This is a genomic window from Paenibacillus sp. MT86 (assembly GCF_058792535.1).
The window spans coordinates 1,534,128-1,553,424 of the sequence record NZ_CM179499.1 but is presented as its reverse complement, the minus strand read 5'-3'; the positions used below and the strand labels follow the sequence as shown (position 1 = coordinate 1,553,424).

At 50.9% G+C, this 19,297-nt stretch carries 16 protein-coding genes and 1 pseudogene; 5 read left to right on the top strand and 12 right to left on the bottom strand.

The window, feature by feature from the left end; translation table 11 throughout:
• Nucleotides 1-45: 45 nt before the first annotated feature.
• The 3 genes from AC3RCL_RS06620 (at nt 46) to AC3RCL_RS06610 (ending at nt 6,724) form a co-directional block, all read left to right on the top strand.
• A complete protein-coding gene (locus AC3RCL_RS06620) occupies nt 46-1,011 on the top strand; it encodes a proline dehydrogenase family protein (protein WP_096775249.1) in 966 nt (321 codons plus the stop codon).
• 173 nt (nt 1,012-1,184) lie between these two features.
• Nucleotides 1,185-4,667: a stalk domain-containing protein gene (locus tag AC3RCL_RS06615; RefSeq protein ID WP_492534984.1), complete on the top strand. Its 3,483-nt coding sequence runs from the start codon at nt 1,185-1,187 to the stop codon at nt 4,665-4,667.
• A gap of 344 nt (nt 4,668-5,011) precedes the next feature.
• Nucleotides 5,012-6,724 (top strand): cellulase family glycosylhydrolase, encoded by a 1,713-nt coding sequence (locus AC3RCL_RS06610; protein ID WP_492534983.1) that lies wholly within the window; start codon nt 5,012-5,014, stop codon nt 6,722-6,724.
• A 57-nt stretch (nt 6,725-6,781) separates the two neighbouring features.
• Here AC3RCL_RS06610 and AC3RCL_RS06605 read toward each other — a convergent pair whose 3' ends face one another.
• From AC3RCL_RS06605 to erm, 6 genes are all read right to left on the bottom strand, one after another.
• The gene (locus AC3RCL_RS06605; RefSeq protein ID WP_492534981.1) at nt 6,782-8,710 is read right to left on the bottom strand and encodes a PAS domain S-box protein; all 1,929 of its coding nucleotides are present in this window, start codon (nt 8,708-8,710) and stop codon (nt 6,782-6,784) included.
• Between the two features lie 149 nt (nt 8,711-8,859).
• Nucleotides 8,860-8,985: a hypothetical protein gene (locus tag AC3RCL_RS06600; RefSeq protein WP_492534980.1), complete on the bottom strand. Its 126-nt coding sequence runs from the start codon at nt 8,983-8,985 to the stop codon at nt 8,860-8,862.
• A 39-nt stretch (nt 8,986-9,024) separates the two neighbouring features.
• The gene (locus tag AC3RCL_RS06595) at nt 9,025-9,702 is read right to left on the bottom strand and encodes a CPBP family intramembrane glutamic endopeptidase (RefSeq protein ID WP_492534979.1); all 678 of its coding nucleotides are present in this window, start codon (nt 9,700-9,702) and stop codon (nt 9,025-9,027) included.
• Between the two features lie 141 nt (nt 9,703-9,843).
• Complete coding sequence (locus tag AC3RCL_RS06590; RefSeq protein WP_009595391.1) at nt 9,844-10,164, bottom strand: thioredoxin family protein; 321 nt, start codon at nt 10,162-10,164, stop codon at nt 9,844-9,846.
• On the bottom strand, nt 10,161-10,538 hold the full coding sequence (locus AC3RCL_RS06585) for a MerR family transcriptional regulator (protein ID WP_015733837.1): 378 nt from the start codon (nt 10,536-10,538) through the stop codon (nt 10,161-10,163). The genes AC3RCL_RS06590 and AC3RCL_RS06585 overlap by 4 nt, the downstream gene beginning before the upstream one ends.
• A 120-nt stretch (nt 10,539-10,658) precedes the next feature.
• Complete coding sequence (gene erm / locus AC3RCL_RS06580; RefSeq protein ID WP_492534978.1) at nt 10,659-11,531, bottom strand: 23S ribosomal RNA methyltransferase Erm; 873 nt, start codon at nt 11,529-11,531, stop codon at nt 10,659-10,661.
• Between the two features lie 349 nt (nt 11,532-11,880).
• On the opposite strand from erm, the pseudogene AC3RCL_RS06575 reads away from it, so the two are divergent.
• Nucleotides 11,881-12,309 (top strand): annotated as a pseudogene (locus AC3RCL_RS06575) (GNAT family N-acetyltransferase).
• Nucleotides 12,310-12,355: 46 nt separating this feature from the next.
• Here AC3RCL_RS06575 and AC3RCL_RS06570 read toward each other — a convergent pair.
• The 4 genes from AC3RCL_RS06570 to rlmD all read right to left on the bottom strand — a co-directional run bounded on the left by AC3RCL_RS06570 (nt 12,356) and on the right by rlmD (nt 16,572).
• Nucleotides 12,356-12,745 (bottom strand): iron chaperone, encoded by a 390-nt coding sequence (locus AC3RCL_RS06570; protein WP_492534977.1) that lies wholly within the window; start codon nt 12,743-12,745, stop codon nt 12,356-12,358.
• 24 nt (nt 12,746-12,769) lie between these two features.
• Nucleotides 12,770-13,867, bottom strand: a complete 1,098-nt coding sequence (locus AC3RCL_RS06565; protein WP_492534975.1) for a leucine-rich repeat domain-containing protein — start codon at nt 13,865-13,867, stop codon at nt 12,770-12,772.
• 254 nt (nt 13,868-14,121) lie between these two features.
• Nucleotides 14,122-14,697 (bottom strand): 50S ribosomal protein L25, encoded by a 576-nt coding sequence (locus AC3RCL_RS06560; protein WP_277748215.1) that lies wholly within the window; start codon nt 14,695-14,697, stop codon nt 14,122-14,124.
• Between the two features lie 276 nt (nt 14,698-14,973).
• Nucleotides 14,974-16,572 carry a 23S rRNA (uracil(1939)-C(5))-methyltransferase RlmD gene (gene rlmD, locus AC3RCL_RS06555; protein ID WP_492534973.1) on the bottom strand — a complete coding sequence of 533 codons (1,599 nt, stop codon included), beginning with the start codon at nt 16,570-16,572 and terminating at the stop codon, nt 14,974-14,976.
• A gap of 234 nt (nt 16,573-16,806) precedes the next feature.
• On the opposite strand from rlmD, the gene AC3RCL_RS06550 reads away from it, so the two are divergent.
• On the top strand, nt 16,807-17,580 hold the full coding sequence (locus tag AC3RCL_RS06550) for a sporulation protein (protein WP_015733829.1): 774 nt from the start codon (nt 16,807-16,809) through the stop codon (nt 17,578-17,580).
• 88 nt (nt 17,581-17,668) lie between these two features.
• Here the strand turns inward: AC3RCL_RS06550 and AC3RCL_RS06545 are convergent, their stop codons facing one another.
• Nucleotides 17,669-18,343, bottom strand: a complete 675-nt coding sequence (locus tag AC3RCL_RS06545) for a GntR family transcriptional regulator (protein WP_015733828.1) — start codon at nt 18,341-18,343, stop codon at nt 17,669-17,671.
• 61 nt (nt 18,344-18,404) lie between these two features.
• Nucleotides 18,405-19,205 (bottom strand): Nif3-like dinuclear metal center hexameric protein, encoded by an 801-nt coding sequence (locus AC3RCL_RS06540; RefSeq protein WP_492534970.1) that lies wholly within the window; start codon nt 19,203-19,205, stop codon nt 18,405-18,407.
• Nucleotides 19,206-19,297: the final 92 nt, after the last annotated feature.

Sequence of the window (19,297 nt, the reverse complement as noted above, 5' to 3'; positions counted from 1 at the left end):
ACGCTGATAGAATCATGAAGATCCCAATGTTGCGAGGTGTTTAACTTGAACGATTCTTTATCTGAACAGGCTTTTGCCGACGCTCTGAAGTCAGTTGCCCGTAACCTGCAGCTCAAACAATACGTCCGGCAATCCGCCGAATGGTATCCGATCCTGCTGCGTGCAGCGGAGCGTTTTGTCGCGGGAGACGTGCTGGAGCGAGGTTTGTTCTGCCGAGATGCACTGGATGCACGAGGTTATCGGACTTCGCTGGAATATATCGGGGAGAACACCCTGACCGAAGCCGAATGTACACAGGCTTTCCTGGAGTTCTCCCGGTTAATCGAAGCCTGTTCGAAAGGCCGGCCAGGCACCCGTATTTCGCTCGACCTGTCCCATATCGGATTATCGGTAGACGGGGATTTGGCTTACCGGCATCTTGAAGGGCTTGCCAGCCAAGCGGAGGAAGCCGGTTTGGAGCTGGTCATCAGCATGGAGGAGTCCGCCAAAACGGATGCCATCCTTGCGCTGCATCGCAAAATATCGGCCCGATTCGCGAATGTCGGCATCACGCTGCAAGCCCAGCTCCCCCGAACCCTGGAAGATCTCGAACAAGTCCTTACCTACGGTTCCGGCACGATCCGCATCGTAAAAGGCGCCTATCAGGAACAAGAGGGACGCTATATTCCTCGTTCCGAGACGCTTAGCTCTAGGTATATTCAAATGGTGGATTTATGCGTTCAGGCAGGCAGGCCGGTATCGGTCGCCACTCATGATGAACCTATCCTGCGGCATATGACCCGCAACGAAGTGTATCGCGGCGCAGCCGTCGAAATTGAAATGCTGTATGGCATACGAACGGATTTTGCCAAGCAACTGAAGGAGGAAGGCTTCCCCGTCCGAATCTACCTGACATACGGCGAGGAGTGGTTCCTGTACTTGTGCCACCGAATCGCCGAGCACCCGCCGAATATCTATGATGCGGTAACCCGGTCGATCGCAGGCGGCACCGAACCCATTACCCAATATTGATCAACAATAACGAGGGAAGAAACGGCGAATATGCACCGTTTCTTCCCTTATTTATGATCTGGTACTAAAAAATATTTTCGGAATGCCGATGTAATAGTTGAAACTTTATTCTGAACGAATGCGTCATATTGTAGAGGAAAATAATAACAAAGCGAATTCAGGAGGTTGAGTGTGTGAAAAGAATATGGACTGCCTTGCTAGCAGCTATACTGTTAATCCCCATGACATTCCAATCGCAGGCCCAGGCGGCAGTGAACATCAGCGTATTGATTGACGGCGTCAAGCTGTATACGCCTCAAGCGCCTGTCATGATCCAGGGGCGCGTCATGCTTCCGATGCGATCCATCTTCGAAGCCTTGGATGCATCGGTCAAGTGGAATCAAAAAACGAAAACCGTCACGGCGGTCAAGGATGGCACAACCGTCATCCTAAAAATCAACTCCAAGACAGCCACCATCAATAGCAAGACGGTGGCGCTGGATGTACCGGCGAAGAACTTAAAAGGCAACACCATGGTGCCGGTCCGCTTCGTAAGCGAAGCCCTCGGCCAAAAAATCGGCTGGAATTCCAAAACGAAAACCGTTACCGTCACCACGACGAACAATTCCGGCAGCGGTGGAAATACTACCGGCATCGTGCCGGTGAATTACGTAACCCTTCGGGATATCGGCAATGCCGGCGACGGCCGTGATTTGCAGGTCAGCTTCTCCAAATCGTCGACCGAACCTTTAATCTCGCATTACCGCGTCATGATTGTGAAGCAGTCCAAGACGTTAAACCAAACCGAGGCACAGCGCGTATCCTCCGCTGCTTACGCCACGGTATATCCGTCCGGCTCGGATCCTACGCTGACCCTTACATCCGGCTCAAAGGATGTGGACGGTGACCTTATCCGCGATAATCAAGCTTATAAAGCTTATGTATTGGCAGTCAGCAAAACTGGCGGCACGTATGCCCTTTCCTCGGCTTCCCCGTCGTTGACGCTGACCAACACCAATTCGGTGAACGGAGCAACCAACGTAAAAGCGAGCGATGTGAGCGACTACGGCGATGGCCGTGATCTTCAGGTCAACTTCACGCGCGCTCAGAGCGAGAGCAATGTAAGCAACTACCGCGTGTTTGTCGTAAAAACGAAGGATGCAGCTAACTTCAACCTGGCCGCAGCCAAGTCTGTATCCAGCCAAAATTACTCAACGGTAAGCAAAACTAGCACGACGAACACAACGCTGACCACGACGCTGAGCTCTTCCGCCCGCGATACTTCAGGCGAGCTCATTCGCAGCGGAGTCGCTTACACCGTATTCGTTCAGTCTGTCAGCAGCAACGAGAGCGTGCTTGCAAGCAACCTCTCGTCCGGTTCGGCCAGCATCACCCTCAGCACGGGGAATACAACGGTTCCTTTCATCACGCAGGTAACGGATATCGGCGATGCCGGTGATGGCCGCGATCTTCGCGTAAGCTTCAACAAGGTATCCAACGAATCCAGTATTCATTCTTATCGCGTGTTTGTCGTAAAGGACAGCAATTATAGCAGCTTTAACCTAAGCAGAGCCAACACGGCTTCCAGCTACAACTACTATACCCATGTCAACAAAACCGGCAATAACATCACGAACCTGACGCTGTCATCGGGCGCCAGAGACGTCGATGGAGCAACGATTCGCAACGGCGTGTACTATCGCGTATTCGTCATGGCGGTGGACAACAATAACGCCAATAACAACGTGCTGTCCGCTCCATCGAGCTCCATCATCTTGAGTTCCAGCTACAATGTGGGCGCGGTTACCAGCCTGTCCGTCACCGACGTGAACAACTACAATGACGGTCGCGACCTGCAGGTGTCATTCTATCGCCCGTCCGATCAATCGAATATTAGCCATTACCAGGTCTTCGTTGTCAAATCATCGAATAGTTATTTTGATCTGTACAGGGCAAACAATTTAAGCAGCTATTATTATACGCAAATCAGCAAGAACAACAGCAGCAGCAACTACATGTCGCAAGTACTGAATTCAGGCAGCCGCGATATTGACGGAGATCTGATTCGCAATGGCGTCAGCTATCGCGTTTATGTCCTGTCCGTAGGATATTCGACCAGTAACAATGCATTATCTGACTATGCTTCCATTACGCTTGGGAACGCCAATCAGAACGTTAACCCTGTTTCCACGCCGTCCCTGACGCTAAACGGCAATAACGGAAACGGAAGCGACCTGAGAGTCACCTTCAGTCCTGCTTATGGCGAAAGCTACATCGACCATTACCGGGTTATCGTCGTGAAGTCAAACAAAAGCCTGAACGTGTCGCAAGCTTACAGCAACGGGTATTACACGTTGGTTAACAAAACCGGCGGTACCATCACTCGGGATTTGGCTAACACGACCAAGGATAGCGATGGAGACCTCATTCAAAGAGGTTCAAGCTACCGCGTGTATGTCTTGTCTGTAGGCAACAGCTATTCGAATTACAGCAACGCGCTTTCGGCGGTCTCTAATGCGGTTACGATTCAAGGCGTGACCCAGGTAGCTGCAGCAACGAACGTTACAGCAGCTGATAATGGCGACAACAATAACGCAAGCGACCTGAAAGTATCATTCGCCAAAGCCGCAAATGAAGCCAATATCAAAGAGTACCGAATCATGGTCGTAAAACAAACCAACGCTGGCAGCTTTACTGTAGCTCAAGCTAACCAAGTAGGTTCTGGTAAATTCGATCCTGTACCGGTCGGCTACAATTTTGATAATGTTCTGAGACCTGCCACAAACGATGTTGACGGTCAGCCGATTCGCAATTCGGTGGATTATCAAGTATTCGTACTGTCCGTAAGCAATAATGGTTCCATAAGCAATGCCCTGTCTGCACCATCGGCGCCTATCAAGCTTACGGGTACGGCCGTCACGGTTCCTTCGGACGTGTATGCCGGGATTGAAAGCACCAACGGGAATGCCAGTGATATTGTTGTTAAGTTCTCGTCCGCAACAGGAAGCGTTGAAGAATACCGGATCATGGTGGTACCAGAAACCAAAAAATTTGGTGATTATGAAGCAGATAAAGTACTTCCCGGAAACTACACTGTAGTCGATGTCGATACAAGACTGAATCAATATGTGAAAAACTTGGAGGCTACAGCAAAAGACGTCAATGGTGCAGCCATTGCCTCTGGTCATAAGTACAGAGTCTACATTCTGGTAGTTGCCGACGGCACAACCTCTACCACCAACGCACTGTCCGATTCATCTGGTTTGTTTACGATTCCGAACCCGCTCCAAACCACGGCCGTCACAGCCAAGCTGGATGCAAGCGGGAAGCTTCAAGTCGATTTCAAGAGGGCGATCGATGAGCGAGGTATTACGGCTTACCGCCTGTTGTTTGTAGAGGAAGACAACATCAAGACCTTCAATCTTAAAGCAGCAACGGACGCCGCTGCCAAAGAAGATAAGAATGCAACAATAAAACCGGATGGCAAAGATGTCTCGACCCTCATCGATATCCCTGCCAAGGATGCCCTGGGTAAAGACATTAAAGACAATGCGAAGTACGCCGTTTATGTCCTGTCCGTGCAATCCCAGGATAAGAAACTTGCTTCGAGCGCACAATCCGCAACGCCTTTATCCGAAGCGTCCAAAACGCTTGTTGTATTAAAGAAAACGCCTTAATCCAAGGCGCATCAAAATAAGCTTTAATATAGGGAGCCGTACCTCATCACTAAGACGATGAGGTACGGCTCTTTTTTATCCGCTTCTTCCATCAACCCCCCATTTTCAGAACTCCTTGCATCTCATAACTAATTTCCACATGATTTTAAGATGAATTATCCGGGTACTTCCCCATGGAAAAATATGATAATTTATTATCAGAAAGCGCTTTCAAAAATATCGTTTGGAGGTGAAGCCTGACCTTAATAGCCAATGTTGCAGCTAGGTCCTCAACAACGGATAACGGTTATTGAATGAATCTAGTGAAAATACCGCTTCACAACTTCATGACAAAGGAGATGCTAATGATAAACCTCAATAAGAAATCCATCTGTTCCTTGGCTCTCATCGTTTCTCTGGTCATCTCATTGTTCCCTGCTTACGCATCCGCAGCGAAACACGAACACCCGAAGCATCCAAAGAAAAATCCCCAAGCCTACGTCAATGATATGCAGCCCGGCTGGAACCTGGGCAATTCGCTGGATGCCGTGGGAGCTGACGAGACGGCATGGGGAAATCCGCGCATCACCAAAGCGCTGATCGACCAAATCGCGGCACAGGGATATAAGAGCATCCGCATTCCGGTAACCTGGAGCCATCACATCGGCAGTGCACCGAGTTATGCCATCGACGGCTCTTACATGGACCGGGTCGAGGAGGTTGTCGATTGGGCGCTGGACGCCGATCTGTACGTCATGATCAATGTCCATCACGATTCGTGGCTGTGGATCAGCCATATGGAGAACAACCGCAACGAGGTCGTTGCCAAGTACAACGCCGTATGGACTCAAGTTGCCCAACGCTTCCGTACCCATTCGAACAAGCTGATGTTTGAAAGCGTCAATGAACCCCGCTTCTCGGATGGTGGGACCACCGACGAGTCCAAAGCCTTTCAGATGCTGGATGAGCTTCAAACGTCGTTCCATCGGATCGTCCGCGGATCTGGAGCACGCAACGCAACCCGGCCGCTTGTGCTCTCTACCCTTGAGGCATCCCCGACTCAAGCTAGAATGAAAGAGCTGTACAACACCATGACCAAGCTGAATGATGCCAATCTCATCGCCACCGTCCATTATTATGGATTTTGGCCGTTCAGCGTGAACATCGCGGGGTATACCCGTTTTGAGACGGATACCCGAAACGATATCGATCAGACGTTCAACCATGTATATGACACTTTTATCGCCAGAGGGATTCCCGTTATCCTTGGCGAATACGGGCTGCTTGGCTTCGATCAAAGCACAGGGGTCATTGAGCAGGGCGAGAAACTGAAATTCTTCGAATACCTAACCTATTATCTCAAACAGAAGAACATTACCCATATGTTATGGGACAACGGCCAGCACTTTAAGCGAACCGCCTTCACCTGGTCCGATCCGGAGCTGTACAACATCATGAAGGCAGGTTGGAGCGGACGTTCTTCCACGGCTGATACCGATCTGATTTTTGTGAAAAAAGGAGCGGCTGTCCAGGATCAAAGCATCCCATTGAACTTGAACGGCAACGCACTGACCGAAATCCGCTCAAACGGACAACGGTTAGTCGCCGGGCAGGATTATACGCTGAACGGAAATACGATTACGTTTACATCCAGCCTGCTGTCCAGGCTGACCTCATCCGGACAATTCGGAGTGAATGCCGTACTGACGGCCAAGTTCAATCGAGGCGCGGACTGGAACTTCAGGGTTGTCTATCATGATACGCCTGTGCTGCGCAGCACGCAGGGAACCACCGACTCGTTCAGCATTCCCGCGACGTTCAATGGGGATCAGCTGGCCACGATGGAGGCTGTTTACGCATCGGGAGGCAATGCAGGGCCGCAGGACTGGACCTCCTTTAAGGAGTTTGAATACACGTTTTCCCCATCCTACGCGAGCCATGAAATCAAGCTTAAACCTGTCTTTTTTAACGAAGTCAGAGACGGAGAAGTCATCCTCAAGTTTCATTTCTGGAGCGGCGAGGTCATTACCTACAACCTAACGAAGAACGGCAGCAGCGTGACCGGCAGCACCTCCTAGGTTATGCTGCATGGGAATAACAAAAGCTCAAGTGAAATCACTTGAGCTTTTGTGTATTTAGGCCTGCGCAATATTTCGTTCAGCCAGAAACTGATCGATAATGGCCGAGATGACATTCAAGCTGACAGGCTTGCTGACATACTCATCCATGCCCATTCCTAAATATTTCTCCCGATCCCCCTTGATCGCATGGGCCGTCACGGCCACGATATAAGGTTGATGATCGGGCGGGGCCGATTCCTTAATGAGCTGGACCGCTTCCATGCCATCCATGAAAGGCATCTGTATATCCATGAACACCATGTCATACGGATATCGCATAAAGGCCTCGACCGCCTCGAGCCCATTAAGAACGGTAGTCGAATTGTACCCCAGCTTCTCAATCATCTTCTTGAGGACTAATTGGTTGACCTCATTATCCTCAGCAATCAAAATTTTCAGATCGCTGCCGTTGGAGTGATTCTCGTGAACCGTCCCGGCCTCCGGCATGTTGCCCGCGTTTGCACTAAACGAAAAATCGACCGTAAACGTAAAGACGGACCCCTGCTGATTCGGATTTCGCTCATACCAGATATCCCCGCCCATCAACTGAACGAGTTTTTTGCATATAGCCAGTCCGAGTCCCGTCCCTTCCACCTGCCGTGTCATATAATGATCCACCTGATAGAAGGGTTCGAACAGCTGCGCAATTTTCTCGCTTGGCACCCCTATTCCCGTATCCGTAACGGAGAATTGTATGAGCTCCGAGTTAGCTTGGTCCCTGACACACTGAACGGAGATCGAAACGGAACCGTTCGGCGTAAATTTAATGGCATTGCTGAGCAGGTTCATTAATACCTGCCGCAGCTTCGTCACATCCCCATAGACTTGATTCGGCACGTCGGACGCTACAGAGGTGGTCACCTCAATATTTTTGTCCAGCGCCTTCGGAAGAATCATATTCAATGTCTCGGACAGGGCCGTTCTTAGGCTGAATGTTTCCTCCACCAGCTCCGTTCTGCCCGATTCGATCTTCGAGAAATCCAAAATATCATTTATGATGTTCAGCAGGGTTGTCCCGCTCTTCTTGATGATCTGCACGTACTCCCGCTGCTCCTCATCCAGCTCGGTTTCCAGTATCAAATCCGTCATTCCGATTACGCCGTTCATCGGCGTACGGATCTCATGGCTCATCATCGCCAGAAACTCGCTTTTGGCTTTATTCGTCTTCTCGGCTGCTTCCTTCTCGATGATTAGCCTTTTCTGCTCCGTCATATCCTTGGCTATAATGTAGAAGCCCACATTTTTGCCATGAATGACAATGGGAGCAAGCGTCGCGAGCACTTCAACCTGATGCCCGTCCTTGTGATGGATCCAGTTAATCCCCTTCTCGGCGGCAACATAATCGGCCGCAGAAGAGAGCACTCGGGCGAGATTGCGTTCGCCGATCAAATTCGAGATTTTGGTTCCGATTAACTCCGGAATCTTAAAACCCGTCAGCTGCTCCGCCATCTGGTTCCCGTTAATAATCCTGCCCTCCAGATTGAAGGAAATAATCGCATCATGGTTATACTTCTTCAGCGAGGTGTATCGCTCAATACTCTCCTGGAGCTTCTGCTCGGCTACCTTGCTGTCGGTAATATCAACAATTTGCGAAATGAAGAACAAGGGAGTTTGATCCTGATCGTCGCGAACGAGAGAAACATGTATCGACGCCCAGATGACATTGCCATCTCTATGTACGAATTGTTTCTCCACCGAAATGGTTGAGGACGCTTCATCCAGAGATTGTAACAGCTTGTCTTTATTGTTAATACATTCAGAGTAAATATAATCGGTTGCCGGCTGTGCCATCAATTCTTCGTCCGTGTAGCCAAACATCTTGCACGCCGCAGGATTTACGCTGATCCAGCTTCCTTCTATCGTAACCAGGGCAATGCCAATTGGAGCACTTTTGTAGACATGTTCAAACAGAGCCTGATGGCCGAAAATGTTGATATCACTCATACTCTGCACCTCCTGATACCGCTTATTATACATCAGCGTCTTCAAAATAGGAGTTTTTTCAGAGTAATTTTATATTGCTAATCATTAGTAGAGTCATCGGTATACCATAAGATAGATTTAATCCCTTGTTAGCTGAATTATGTTCCGCATTACCAAGCGATCCGTTGCCGTTCACGAAAAAAACTCCCGCTGGGTCCATCATCCTCCAACGTCGCCAGCCATACCGCCGTATCGGCCCCTTCGGCAACGGTTAACGGAGCGTCTGCTCCTCCCATATCGGTCTGAACCCGGCCCGGGAGCCCGACGCCCTACACTCAAATCATCCCGAATAGCATCAAACCGATCGCATTGATCGCAAAATTGGCAAACATATGCACCATCCAGGACGCGTAAATATTGCCGTTTCGCTCATTCAGCCAGTTAAACAGCAGTCCCGCCACAACCAGTCCCGCGATTAACAAGAGGAACAGTCCTGCCGAGAACCAGCTGGACATCATCGCAACATGATACATGGCAAAAGCCCCGGCACTGAATACATATGCAAACCTGCGCCCGACCTGCTCCTTCAGCGTGAAAAAAGCAAATCCGCGGAAAAAGAACTCTTCCAGCAATGAATTCACGATGGATATGTAAAGGGCGACCAATACGAAATTGCCTGCATTGACACCCATATTATCCTCCAGTGCCCCTGTCACCTGAGTAAAGTCGAATAAAGGCCCCAGCCCAAAATAGGCGCCGAGTATGAAGGCGAATACGCCGAGTCCCAGCAGCAGGGAGGTTAGGAGCCCCCTTCTCTCGAACGCGAACAGCCTGCGAAACGGAACCCCGCCCGCGAAGATGGCGTAGCCAATCGGCAATGTCAGAAAGAGGATGATTTTGATGGCGGATTTGACGGCGTAATCCGGACGGATCACCGCGTCGACCAAGCTCATGGCTAGACAGCTAAACATGATGATGGCCATAAGAGAAACGATTTTCCTTCTTGATCTCATTTAAAGTATCTCCTTTAAACAGGTTACATCCCTTCATCTTCCATATATTAGAGTTCGATACGCCGGGCGTAATGCCCTCTACTCCAAAAGAAAACGCCCCTGACATCATGACATCAGAGGCGTTTTCGCTATTCATTCATTTTATGATACATAACGGCCCAGCGCCGCTTGGTATACACTCTTCGGCCGGAGCCCTATCAGTTTATCTGCCGGTTCTCCGTTATGAAACACAATCACCGTCGGCATGGACATGATGCCGAATTGGGCGGCAAGCTCGGGGGATTCGTCACAATCCACCTGATAGATGTCCAGGCGACCCGCCTCCTCCCGGCTCAGCTCTTCCAGAATGGGAAGCAGCACTTTGCAGGGCGGACACCATGCCGCTCCGAATTCAACAAGCGTGACCCCGTTCTGGTTGATCGAGCTTTGAAAGCTCCCTGCGTCTAATCGTGGTAAACTCATTTGCATTCCTCCGCTTCCTCCGATTCCCGTTCATCCAGAATCGATTGCATGCGTTCCTCCAGATTCATCTTGATATGATTCAGCTGGTGAATCTGCGCTTCGATCTCTGCGATTTTTTGACGAAAAATCGGGAACACCTCCGCACAAAACGCCTCTTTGTTTTTCAGGACGCAATGCAGGAAACCGGCGATCTGCTCGGTGGTCAATCCAAGGTTTAGATATAACTGGATGGTACGCACCTGCTCTTCCGCAAGCATCGAATATTCCCGATAACCGTTCTCGTTTCGGACCGGCGTCAGCAATCCTTGCTGCTCGTAGTACCGCAGCGAACGAATGCTGACGCCGGTACGGGCCGCGAGTTCTCCGATTTTCATGCTTTCACACCTCCTGGACGAACGATTCGATTTCATTGTAAACCCTGACACTAGTGTCAGGGTCAAGAGGATTTCGCGATTTTTTTCAAAAAGCGAGAATTCGAAGTGTTGGCTAACGCTTCAAAGTCGCTTTCTTTTCTTGGACTTGCTGCCGGCGCCCTTGCGAAGCTTCGGCCAGCGATTCGCCGGCACATGCTGGAGCATCGCATGAAAAACGGTCCCCCACTGCTCTTCGTTCAGCCGACCGATGGGGAGCTCTCGGTCCACTCTAAGCACTTTAACGAGCTTCGCCATCTGGGGAGGCGTAAACACGCCGGATAGAGCCGCAAATAACGGCAGCCAGGCATCCCGCAGCCCATAGGCGGCCAGCGCCGTAAGCTTGGGCTGATGCGATGCGGCAATGAGCGGCTTCTTCCTCCGATGAATGGTCAGAATGGCTGAATCCACTTGGGGAGGCGGCGCAAAATGACGGGGCGAAACGGTCCGCACGAGCCGAATGTCGTACTGCATCCTCCAGCTGAGAATTCGCGGATCTTGAATAGGAACGGCCGTAAAACGTTTGGCTGCCCCCATCTCCACAAGCAGTACGGCCCGCTGCAGAGGGAGGCCGGGGCACTCCAAAAGCTTCCCCATGATCGGCGTGGTGATCGAATACGGAATATTGGCCACGACGGCAAATGGATTTCTCGGCAGCGGGATTTCCAGAAAATCCGACTGCTTGACGAGAATGTTGCTGCTATCCTTCATCTTGCCCAGCAGTTTAGCCACAAATGCCGGATCCGTCTCGATTGCGAGCACGCGTGCCGCTTTCTCTGCAAGCGGAAAGGTTAACGCCCCTGTACCCGCGCCGATATCAAGAACGGTGTCGGTGGAGCGAATCCGGGCCAAGTCGATCATATCATGAATCAGCCTTTTGCTGATTAATAGATGCTGCGCGGAAAAGTTGGATGGTTTCTTCAGCTTTTCACGATGGGTTTTATGATATTTGGACACAAAAAAGCACCTCATTCATTCGTATAGTAATGAAAAAGGCACAGCACAAATAATCCTTCGCATTTTTACATGAAAATGGATGGATGTAGATGTTCTGTACCCTCATTAACGAATACGTATGAATGCGATGCAGCACATGTCAGGACAATCCTCCTTAGATGAAACGGATAAAATAACACTGACAGTATAACATAGCTCCCCCGCGGGCTCACGGGTACATTCTGTTAAAAGGATTTTTTACCGCCGGTACATGCAACACATATGGTATGTTGAGGAGGAGAGCTAGCATAACCCGTATCCGAATCCGGCAAACACCTCGCATCCGGCATACCAGAAGGAGTAAAACGATATGAATATCTATTTCACGAATGAATCAAACGAAACCGATAGCGTGGACAAACATTACGTAAGAAACCAAATGATTGCGTATAATCTGAAGCATTTCCCTGACGATTTAAAAGGCCGTTACCAGGAAATCAACTTGTTGCTAAGGAAGGAGGACGGTCAGATTTTGGGCGGAGTCGTTGGGGAAATATGCTGGAACTGGCTGGAGATCCACTATTAGTTCGTGGATGAACCCTTCCGTCAATCGGGGTACGGCGCCAAACTGTTAAACAAGGCCGAAGACATCGCGAAGGAGAAGCAATGCGAGTTCGTTAAATTGGATACGCTGAGCTTTCAAGCCTTGGATTTTTACCTTAAGCAGGGTTACGAAGTGTATGGCAAAATCGAGAACGCCGGGCGGCATACCCACTACTATATGAAGAAAACTCTATAAGATAAAAGAAGGCAGCAAGGCTGCCTTCCCCTCCCGAGCACTTCGCCTACCTCTTCTTTTTCGCTTTGCTTTCTGCCTTCTCCAGGTTTTGCTGAACCCGATATTGGACGATTCGGCGTATCAGGTCATAAGGCAGCGGCTGATCGATCGGAAATTGCAAGGTTCCCTTGGACGCATGATATACCTTCAGCTCATCTTGGAACGCCTCGATCCCGCTGGGCGCGGGGTAAAAGCCGATATGTTTCTTGAATGCCGCAAAATGCACGAGGTTCCCGTGGAGGTCGAAGGTTGGCATCTGGTAGCTGATTTTTTCCTTGGCTTCCGGGGCTGTTTCCTGAATCACATGCCTTAATGTCTGCAGGATATCCTGGACCTCCGGAGCAAAGCCGGAAATGTAATCGTCGATCGACCCGTATACGATTTTATCGTCTTTCATCAGATATAACAGCCCTTTCGCAGGTTAATACGTTTCATAAACGAGATCCCCGTTCATTTCAAGCTTGTCGTTAAACAGGACGTATATGTATAGTTGTCCGGCCGGCGTATCGCCTGCATCATACCCTAGCCGAAACGTGCCGTCCTTGTCGAAGGCAAGCTCGGATAGAACCAACTCGTTCACGTCTTCGTCGGGGTGCATCCCGGCAATCAGATCCAGCGCCCGATCGTTCAGCTCCCCAAAATTCGCCCAGGCATTCCGGATGACCGGGGACAGCCGGTTCATATCCGCTTCGGCAGAGGCCTCCGTGCTGACGGAGAGCTCCGTCTCCTTCCATTGAAGCCTGGCCCCGTAGAAAGACAGCGAGACATCGTATTCGAAGGTCCCAACGTCCTTAACGGTATGGTCCGGCTCCATGATGAGATTGTTGGAATGGTTCAGCCGCTCCAGCTTGGGATTACGATGCGTATCCAGTTTGGAGATTTTGTTCTCCGAGCAATAGAGCTCCGTTAATAGCACATTGCGAGTGAGATCCAATTCGGTGATGTGATTATTGAAGCATCTCAAGCTTTGCAGCGAAGGATTTCCGGTTACGTCCAGCTTCGTCAGATGATTGTGGTTGCAGCGGATTTCGATCAAGTCCGGACAGTCCTCCAGGTGTAAGCTCATTAAATAATTGTTTGCGCAATGGAGATAGGTTATCCGGGGGTTCTGATGCAGCTCCAAAGCAAACAGGGAGTTGTAGCTGCAATCCAGCTCCGTTAAATCCACGTTCTGCTCGAGCCGCAGCTCGGATAGAATATTCCAGTAACAGACCAGCTTCGTCAGCTTGGCGTTGTGACTGACTTCCAAATTTCGAATTCGGTTAAATCCGCAATTCAGCGTTTTCAAGTTGCTATTCTTGCTGAGATCAAGCTCCGTCAAGCTATTGGACGAGCAATCCAGCTCTTCCAGCGACGCGAAATGCTCGATCCCATTCAGGCTTGAGTATCCATGATTTGAAAGCTGCAGCGATATAATATGTTCTACATCGCCCGCTTGAATCCGTTCACGGTTCCCGCAATAGGTTTCGAGCACATAAGCTTTGAAACATTCATCTATGAAATCCTGGGTTATATCCATCGCGTCCTCCTTAGGGCAAGCTCCTGATCGATTCATGCTTAACCGGGATTCCGATGTCCGACTTCCCGCAATTCCATTATAGGGTTCCGCCTTGAAAAGGTCAGGGGTCTTTCTACCTACTTCCCAGGGGAATTATGGAAGAAATCGATGGGTAAAGAGCTTTCCTCTGCCAGCGCGGATTCCTATCAAGGGCTTTAACGAAAAAAACGGCAATTGCTTCCCGATATTCGGGAAGCAATTGCCGGCAGCAGAAGCTACATAGCCTCCGGTTGTTCCGACTGGACTTTCGGCGTTACCACCGATACAAGCAGCTCGTTGGCCGAAGAAATCGGCACGACGCCGTCGGGCAGCTTGAGATCCCCGACATGCAGCGAATTCCCGATCTCTAGTCTGCTGATTTCAACGGGAATCGTGGCAGGAATTTGGTCCGGGAGGGACTCGATCTCGATGAACGTGCTTTGGATTTGGACGACTCCTCCCAATTTGGCTCCTTTTGCGGTGCCGATGTAATCGAGATTCACTCTCGTCCGCACAACTTCATTTATATTGATACGTAAAAAGTCGACATGAATGTATTCACGAGTTACCGGATCACGCTGAACGGACTCCAGCAAAACCGGAATCGGCTCCCGATCTTCAAAATGAAGCTCAAGGATCCCTCCTTTACCGTTCCGTGCCCATTTGCCGAACTCTTTGGCGGACAGTTGAATCATCATATTGTTTTCCCCTGTGCCAAATACAACCGCCGGAATTCGTCCCGAAAGACGAAGCTGCTTCAGTCCGGTTTTGTTCATCGCAGCGCGCGTTTCTGCTCGTAAATTTACTCTCATCTCAACAACACTCCTCAGATTATCGTTATTTGGGTGCACTCTCCATCGATCGTCCGTTATGAACTACGGATTTCTCCCCCCGTAGCGGGGAAATCAGGAGCACCATTGCATCACCTCCAGATAGACATTTAATGTAAAAACCTTTTATATATGCGAGAAGGCACCTCGTTCCATGGGAACGAAATGCCTAATTACTTGCTACCATATCATAGAAAGGGGGCGTTGTCGACCAAAGCGAAAATGGAAACTCGCTTACATGAAGCCATCATATGGCTTCTATGATTTCAGCTTCATCAATAGGACTGCCTCCACATGGCTGGTTTGCGGGAACATATCGACCGGCTGCGCCCATTCAAGCTCGTAGCCGCCGTCCAGAAGCACCTTGCAATCTTTGGCTAAGGTCGAAGGGTTGCAGGATACGTATACAAACCGCTTCGGCTTGGTGCGGAGCACCGTTTCCAGGAAGCGCGGGTCCAGGCCGGTGCGCGGCGGGTCGGCAATGATGACGTCCGGCTTCATGCCTTCCTTGACCCAGCGCGGCAGCAGCTCTTCGGCTTGGCCGACGTGGAAGCTGGCGTTAGCCCTTCCGTACCGCTGTGCATTCGCCTTGGCGTCCTCGACGGCTTCGGGAATCGTCTCGATTCCGCGCACCTCCTTGGCATACGGCGCAAGCCACAAGCCGATCGTGCCGGTGCCGCAGTAGGCGTCGATGACGGTTTCCTTCCCGGTCAGCCCCGCTGCCGCCCGGACCGACTCGTACAGCTTGACGGTCTGCTGCGGATTCAGCTGGAAGAACGCTCTCGGCGACAGCGAGAACTGCAGGTCGCTCAGCGATTCCTGCATGCTCTCGGTGCCCCATAGCGAGATTGTCCGGTCTCCGAAGATGAGCGAGGTTTTCTTCGGATTGATATTGAGTGAAATTCCGCTTACCTCCGGAATGGTAAGGCGCAGCATACGAACGAGATCGTCCTGCCTTGGCAGCTTGCTTCCAGCCGTGATCAGCGTCACCTGCAATTCCCCGGATTGGAAGCCGTGACGGACTACGATCGTCCGTACGCCATCCTTGGCACCATTCTCCTTATAAAGCGGTATCCGCAATTCCTCGAGTACGGATTTGACCTTCTCCACCGCTTCATTGACCTTCGGATGCTGAATCGGGCAGCCGCTGATATCCACAATCGTATGGCTGTCCGCTTCATAGAGCCCTGCGATCACTTCATGGCCCTTCCGTTTCAGCTGCAGCTGCGCTTTGTTCCGGTAGTCCCATGGATGCTCCATCCCGAGAATCGGCTTAAACTTGACATCGTCCAATCCTGCATAGCGGCTGAACGCTTCGCGCACGATATCCGTCTTCGCCTGCAGCTGTCCCTCATAGGAAATATGCTGAATTTGGCATCCGCCGCAGATGCCGAATACCGGGCAAGGGGGCTCTATCCGGTGAGGCGAACGCTTCTCCACTTCCAGCAGCTGCGCCTTGATAAATCTAGGCTGAACCTCCCTCACCTCGGCTTTGACCACCTCATTCGTGATCGCTCCATCGATAAACACCGCCTTGCGGCGGTAGTAACCCACTCCCTCGCCGTTAATGCCGAGGCGTTTGATCGTAACGACAATCACGTCCCCGGCCTGCAGCTCATCCGCATGCTCGCGCCCGGATGACGGCTTCGGTCCGCGTACCCCTTGCTTATATTGATCCGCTCGTCTCCCCTTCGCATGCGGGGATGCCGACGACGAATTGCTGTTCTTCATACGGTCACGTTGAAAAATCGGCTTTGCCCCTGCTTTGTTCGCTGCAGTCCGCTCACCAGGCTTCTTCCCGTATGCCGCTGATTTGCTGTTGTTGGTTCCTTGTCCGGAACGCCGTTGTTCACTCATGCCTTGATTGCTCCATCCTTAATGGTATCGTGTCCAATATACCATGCCGGACCCGCGAATGCGAACGAGCCATGTACTTTTTCCCGGTGTCGTACGGGGATTCTTTCGCTTCATTGACGCCAACATCTTGGCTCCGCAAAAAACCGCAAAAAATATTTTTTCGATATGGAAACCAGAGACGATCCTCCAGCGTATAATTCCATTATCATACATTCTCTTATGGAGGTATCTTTTATGTCGTTTTTTAACAAAATGCTAGCCAGTGTAGGAATTGGAGCCGCCCAGATCGATACGCACCTCGAAAAATCCTCCTATTATCCGGGTGAAGAAGTACGCGGAATCATTCACATTAAGGGAGGCAACGTAGAGCAGACGGTCGACCGCATCTATTTGAAATTGATGACGGAATATACCAGGGAAAGCGACGACAAGAAATACATAGAATCCTATACCATTGCAAAAGTCAACGTCTCAAGCCGCCTCACGTTGAAGCCTGGCGATCAGCAGGAAATTCCGTTCGCCTTTCCTTTGCCGCTGGAAACGCCGCTCACCATTTCGCGGCAGCCGGTCTGGATCCACACCGGACTCGATATCGATAATGCCATCGATCCGAAGGACCGCGATTTCATCGACGTCGAACCGAACGAGGACGCATCCATTGTGTTCGATGCCGTCGAATCGCTTGGCTTCAGCTTCAAAATAGCAACATGCGAATATCATCCGCGGCTCGGCCAAGGTGTTCCATTCGTGCAGGAAATTGAATTTTATCCCGGCTCATCCTATGCCGGTCATATCAAAGAGCTTGAATTGATTCTCTATCCGGAGCAGGAGGGGATTTCCATCCTGGTCGAAGTCGACCGGAGAGGCAGAGGCGTTTCAGGCTGGCTCCAGCGTTCGCTCGATATGGATGAACAGCACTCCTGGGTAACCCTCGACAAGCAGGATCTGGCCCAGGGGCCATCCCACGTGGCCCAAATTCTGGACCGTGTCATCCGCAGATCGATTTAATGAAAAATGGCCCGCAAGGCAGGTCGCTTGATTCCCGGGCGACTCTCCTGCGGGCCATTATTTTTGAATGATGAATGTATATCGATGGTTAGATGAAATAATGCGGATACTTCTCTCGCAAAATATCCTGCTCCACAACGACGAGGCGCAGATGACGCTCCATCACATTCATGGCTTGCTCCGCCTGCCGATTGACGATCAACTGATACATTTCTTTATGCTGCGAGATGATATTCTCCCAGTTGGAGTCCTTGGACAGGCGAAGCAGCCGCAGACGGTTGAAATGAATGTTCAATTGCTGCAGCATCTTCCAGGTCCGTTCTTTGCCCGTCCCCTCAAACAGAATTTGGTGGAACTCCTCGTCCAGCTCAAACAGCTTATAGAAGTTATGGTTGCCCGCGCACACGTCCTGCAGCGCAATATTGGTTTCCAGGCGGAAGCGGAACTCTTCGGGAAAAGAACCGCAGGCGAGGGCCACGATTTCCTTCTCGATCTTCTCCCTGATAAATCGGCCTTCCTCAACATGCCGAAGATTAATACGGGATACGATCGTCCCGCTTTGCGGAATGATGTCCAGCAGTTCTTCCTCCGCAAGCTTCATGAACGCTTCCCGGACCGGTGTCCGGCTGACGTTCAATTCATCCGCAATTTCTTTTTCCGAGATTTTCGTACCCGGCTCCAGCTCCAGATGAAATATCCGATCCTTCAATAGCTGATAAGAATACTCTCTGGTAGAGCCTTTAATCTTTTGCTCTGTTGACATATATATCGCTACCTCTTTCTTAAATGCTCTATGTTCTCTTTGCTTAAAGTTACCCTTCCCTCTATATTACCCGAATCAAAGGCCCGGACGGTATATAATGTATAGGAATCCCCGGAAAAAACTCCCGCAGCCTATCGGCCACGCAGGCCATGCCGGGCTCCTCGCTGGCAGCATGGCCGAGCAGAAGCAGGGACGGGCCCCTGCCCTGCGCCGCCGCATCGCCCATGTATTCAGGCGTCTCCCATTCCGGACCTTCCCCTGCGATGAGAAGATCCAGCGACTCCTTCAGGCAGAGGGGAATGGCATGCGCGCCGCCGCCGCGATAGCCCACGGTTATGCCGATTCTGGAGCATATGCTGCTTCGATTACCGACATAACGAAGGTAAGGAAGATTCAGCTTTCTTTTTACATGCTCCGCAATATCCGGCAGGCTCATCTCTTCCGGCAGCGTGACAATGGCCGCTGCCTTAAGATGCTTATCGACATAAACTTCCCAATCCAGCGCCTGAACCAGTCCTTGCGTCATGATATCGGGAACGTATCGGTGAGGCGCATCATGGAACCGGTAAATCGTCAGATCCCCGGACTCCATCAAGCGGAGTTTATCCTGAAAGACAGGACTCGCCTCCACCCCCTCATATCCCTCCTCCTGATGGCTGTAAAACGCTCCTTCATGGGTAATGACAAGGTTGGCCCCAACTTCGATCGCTCTCTGCAGAACCGAATACGATGCCGCAAACGTGACGGCAATGCCGTGGACCACCGCTTCGGCGCTTCCTGCCGTAACCCTGTCCACCTTGGATTCAAGAAATGCTGCGGGCTCTGTTAAGCGGTTGATGATGTCTTGAACGGTGACTCGCAATCTGGAATGCCCTCCTTGGGAACCAACGCAAACGGCCGAACCGAAAAACAGGCTGCCCTTCCATCAAGAAACGGCAGCCTGTCGATCCGTTG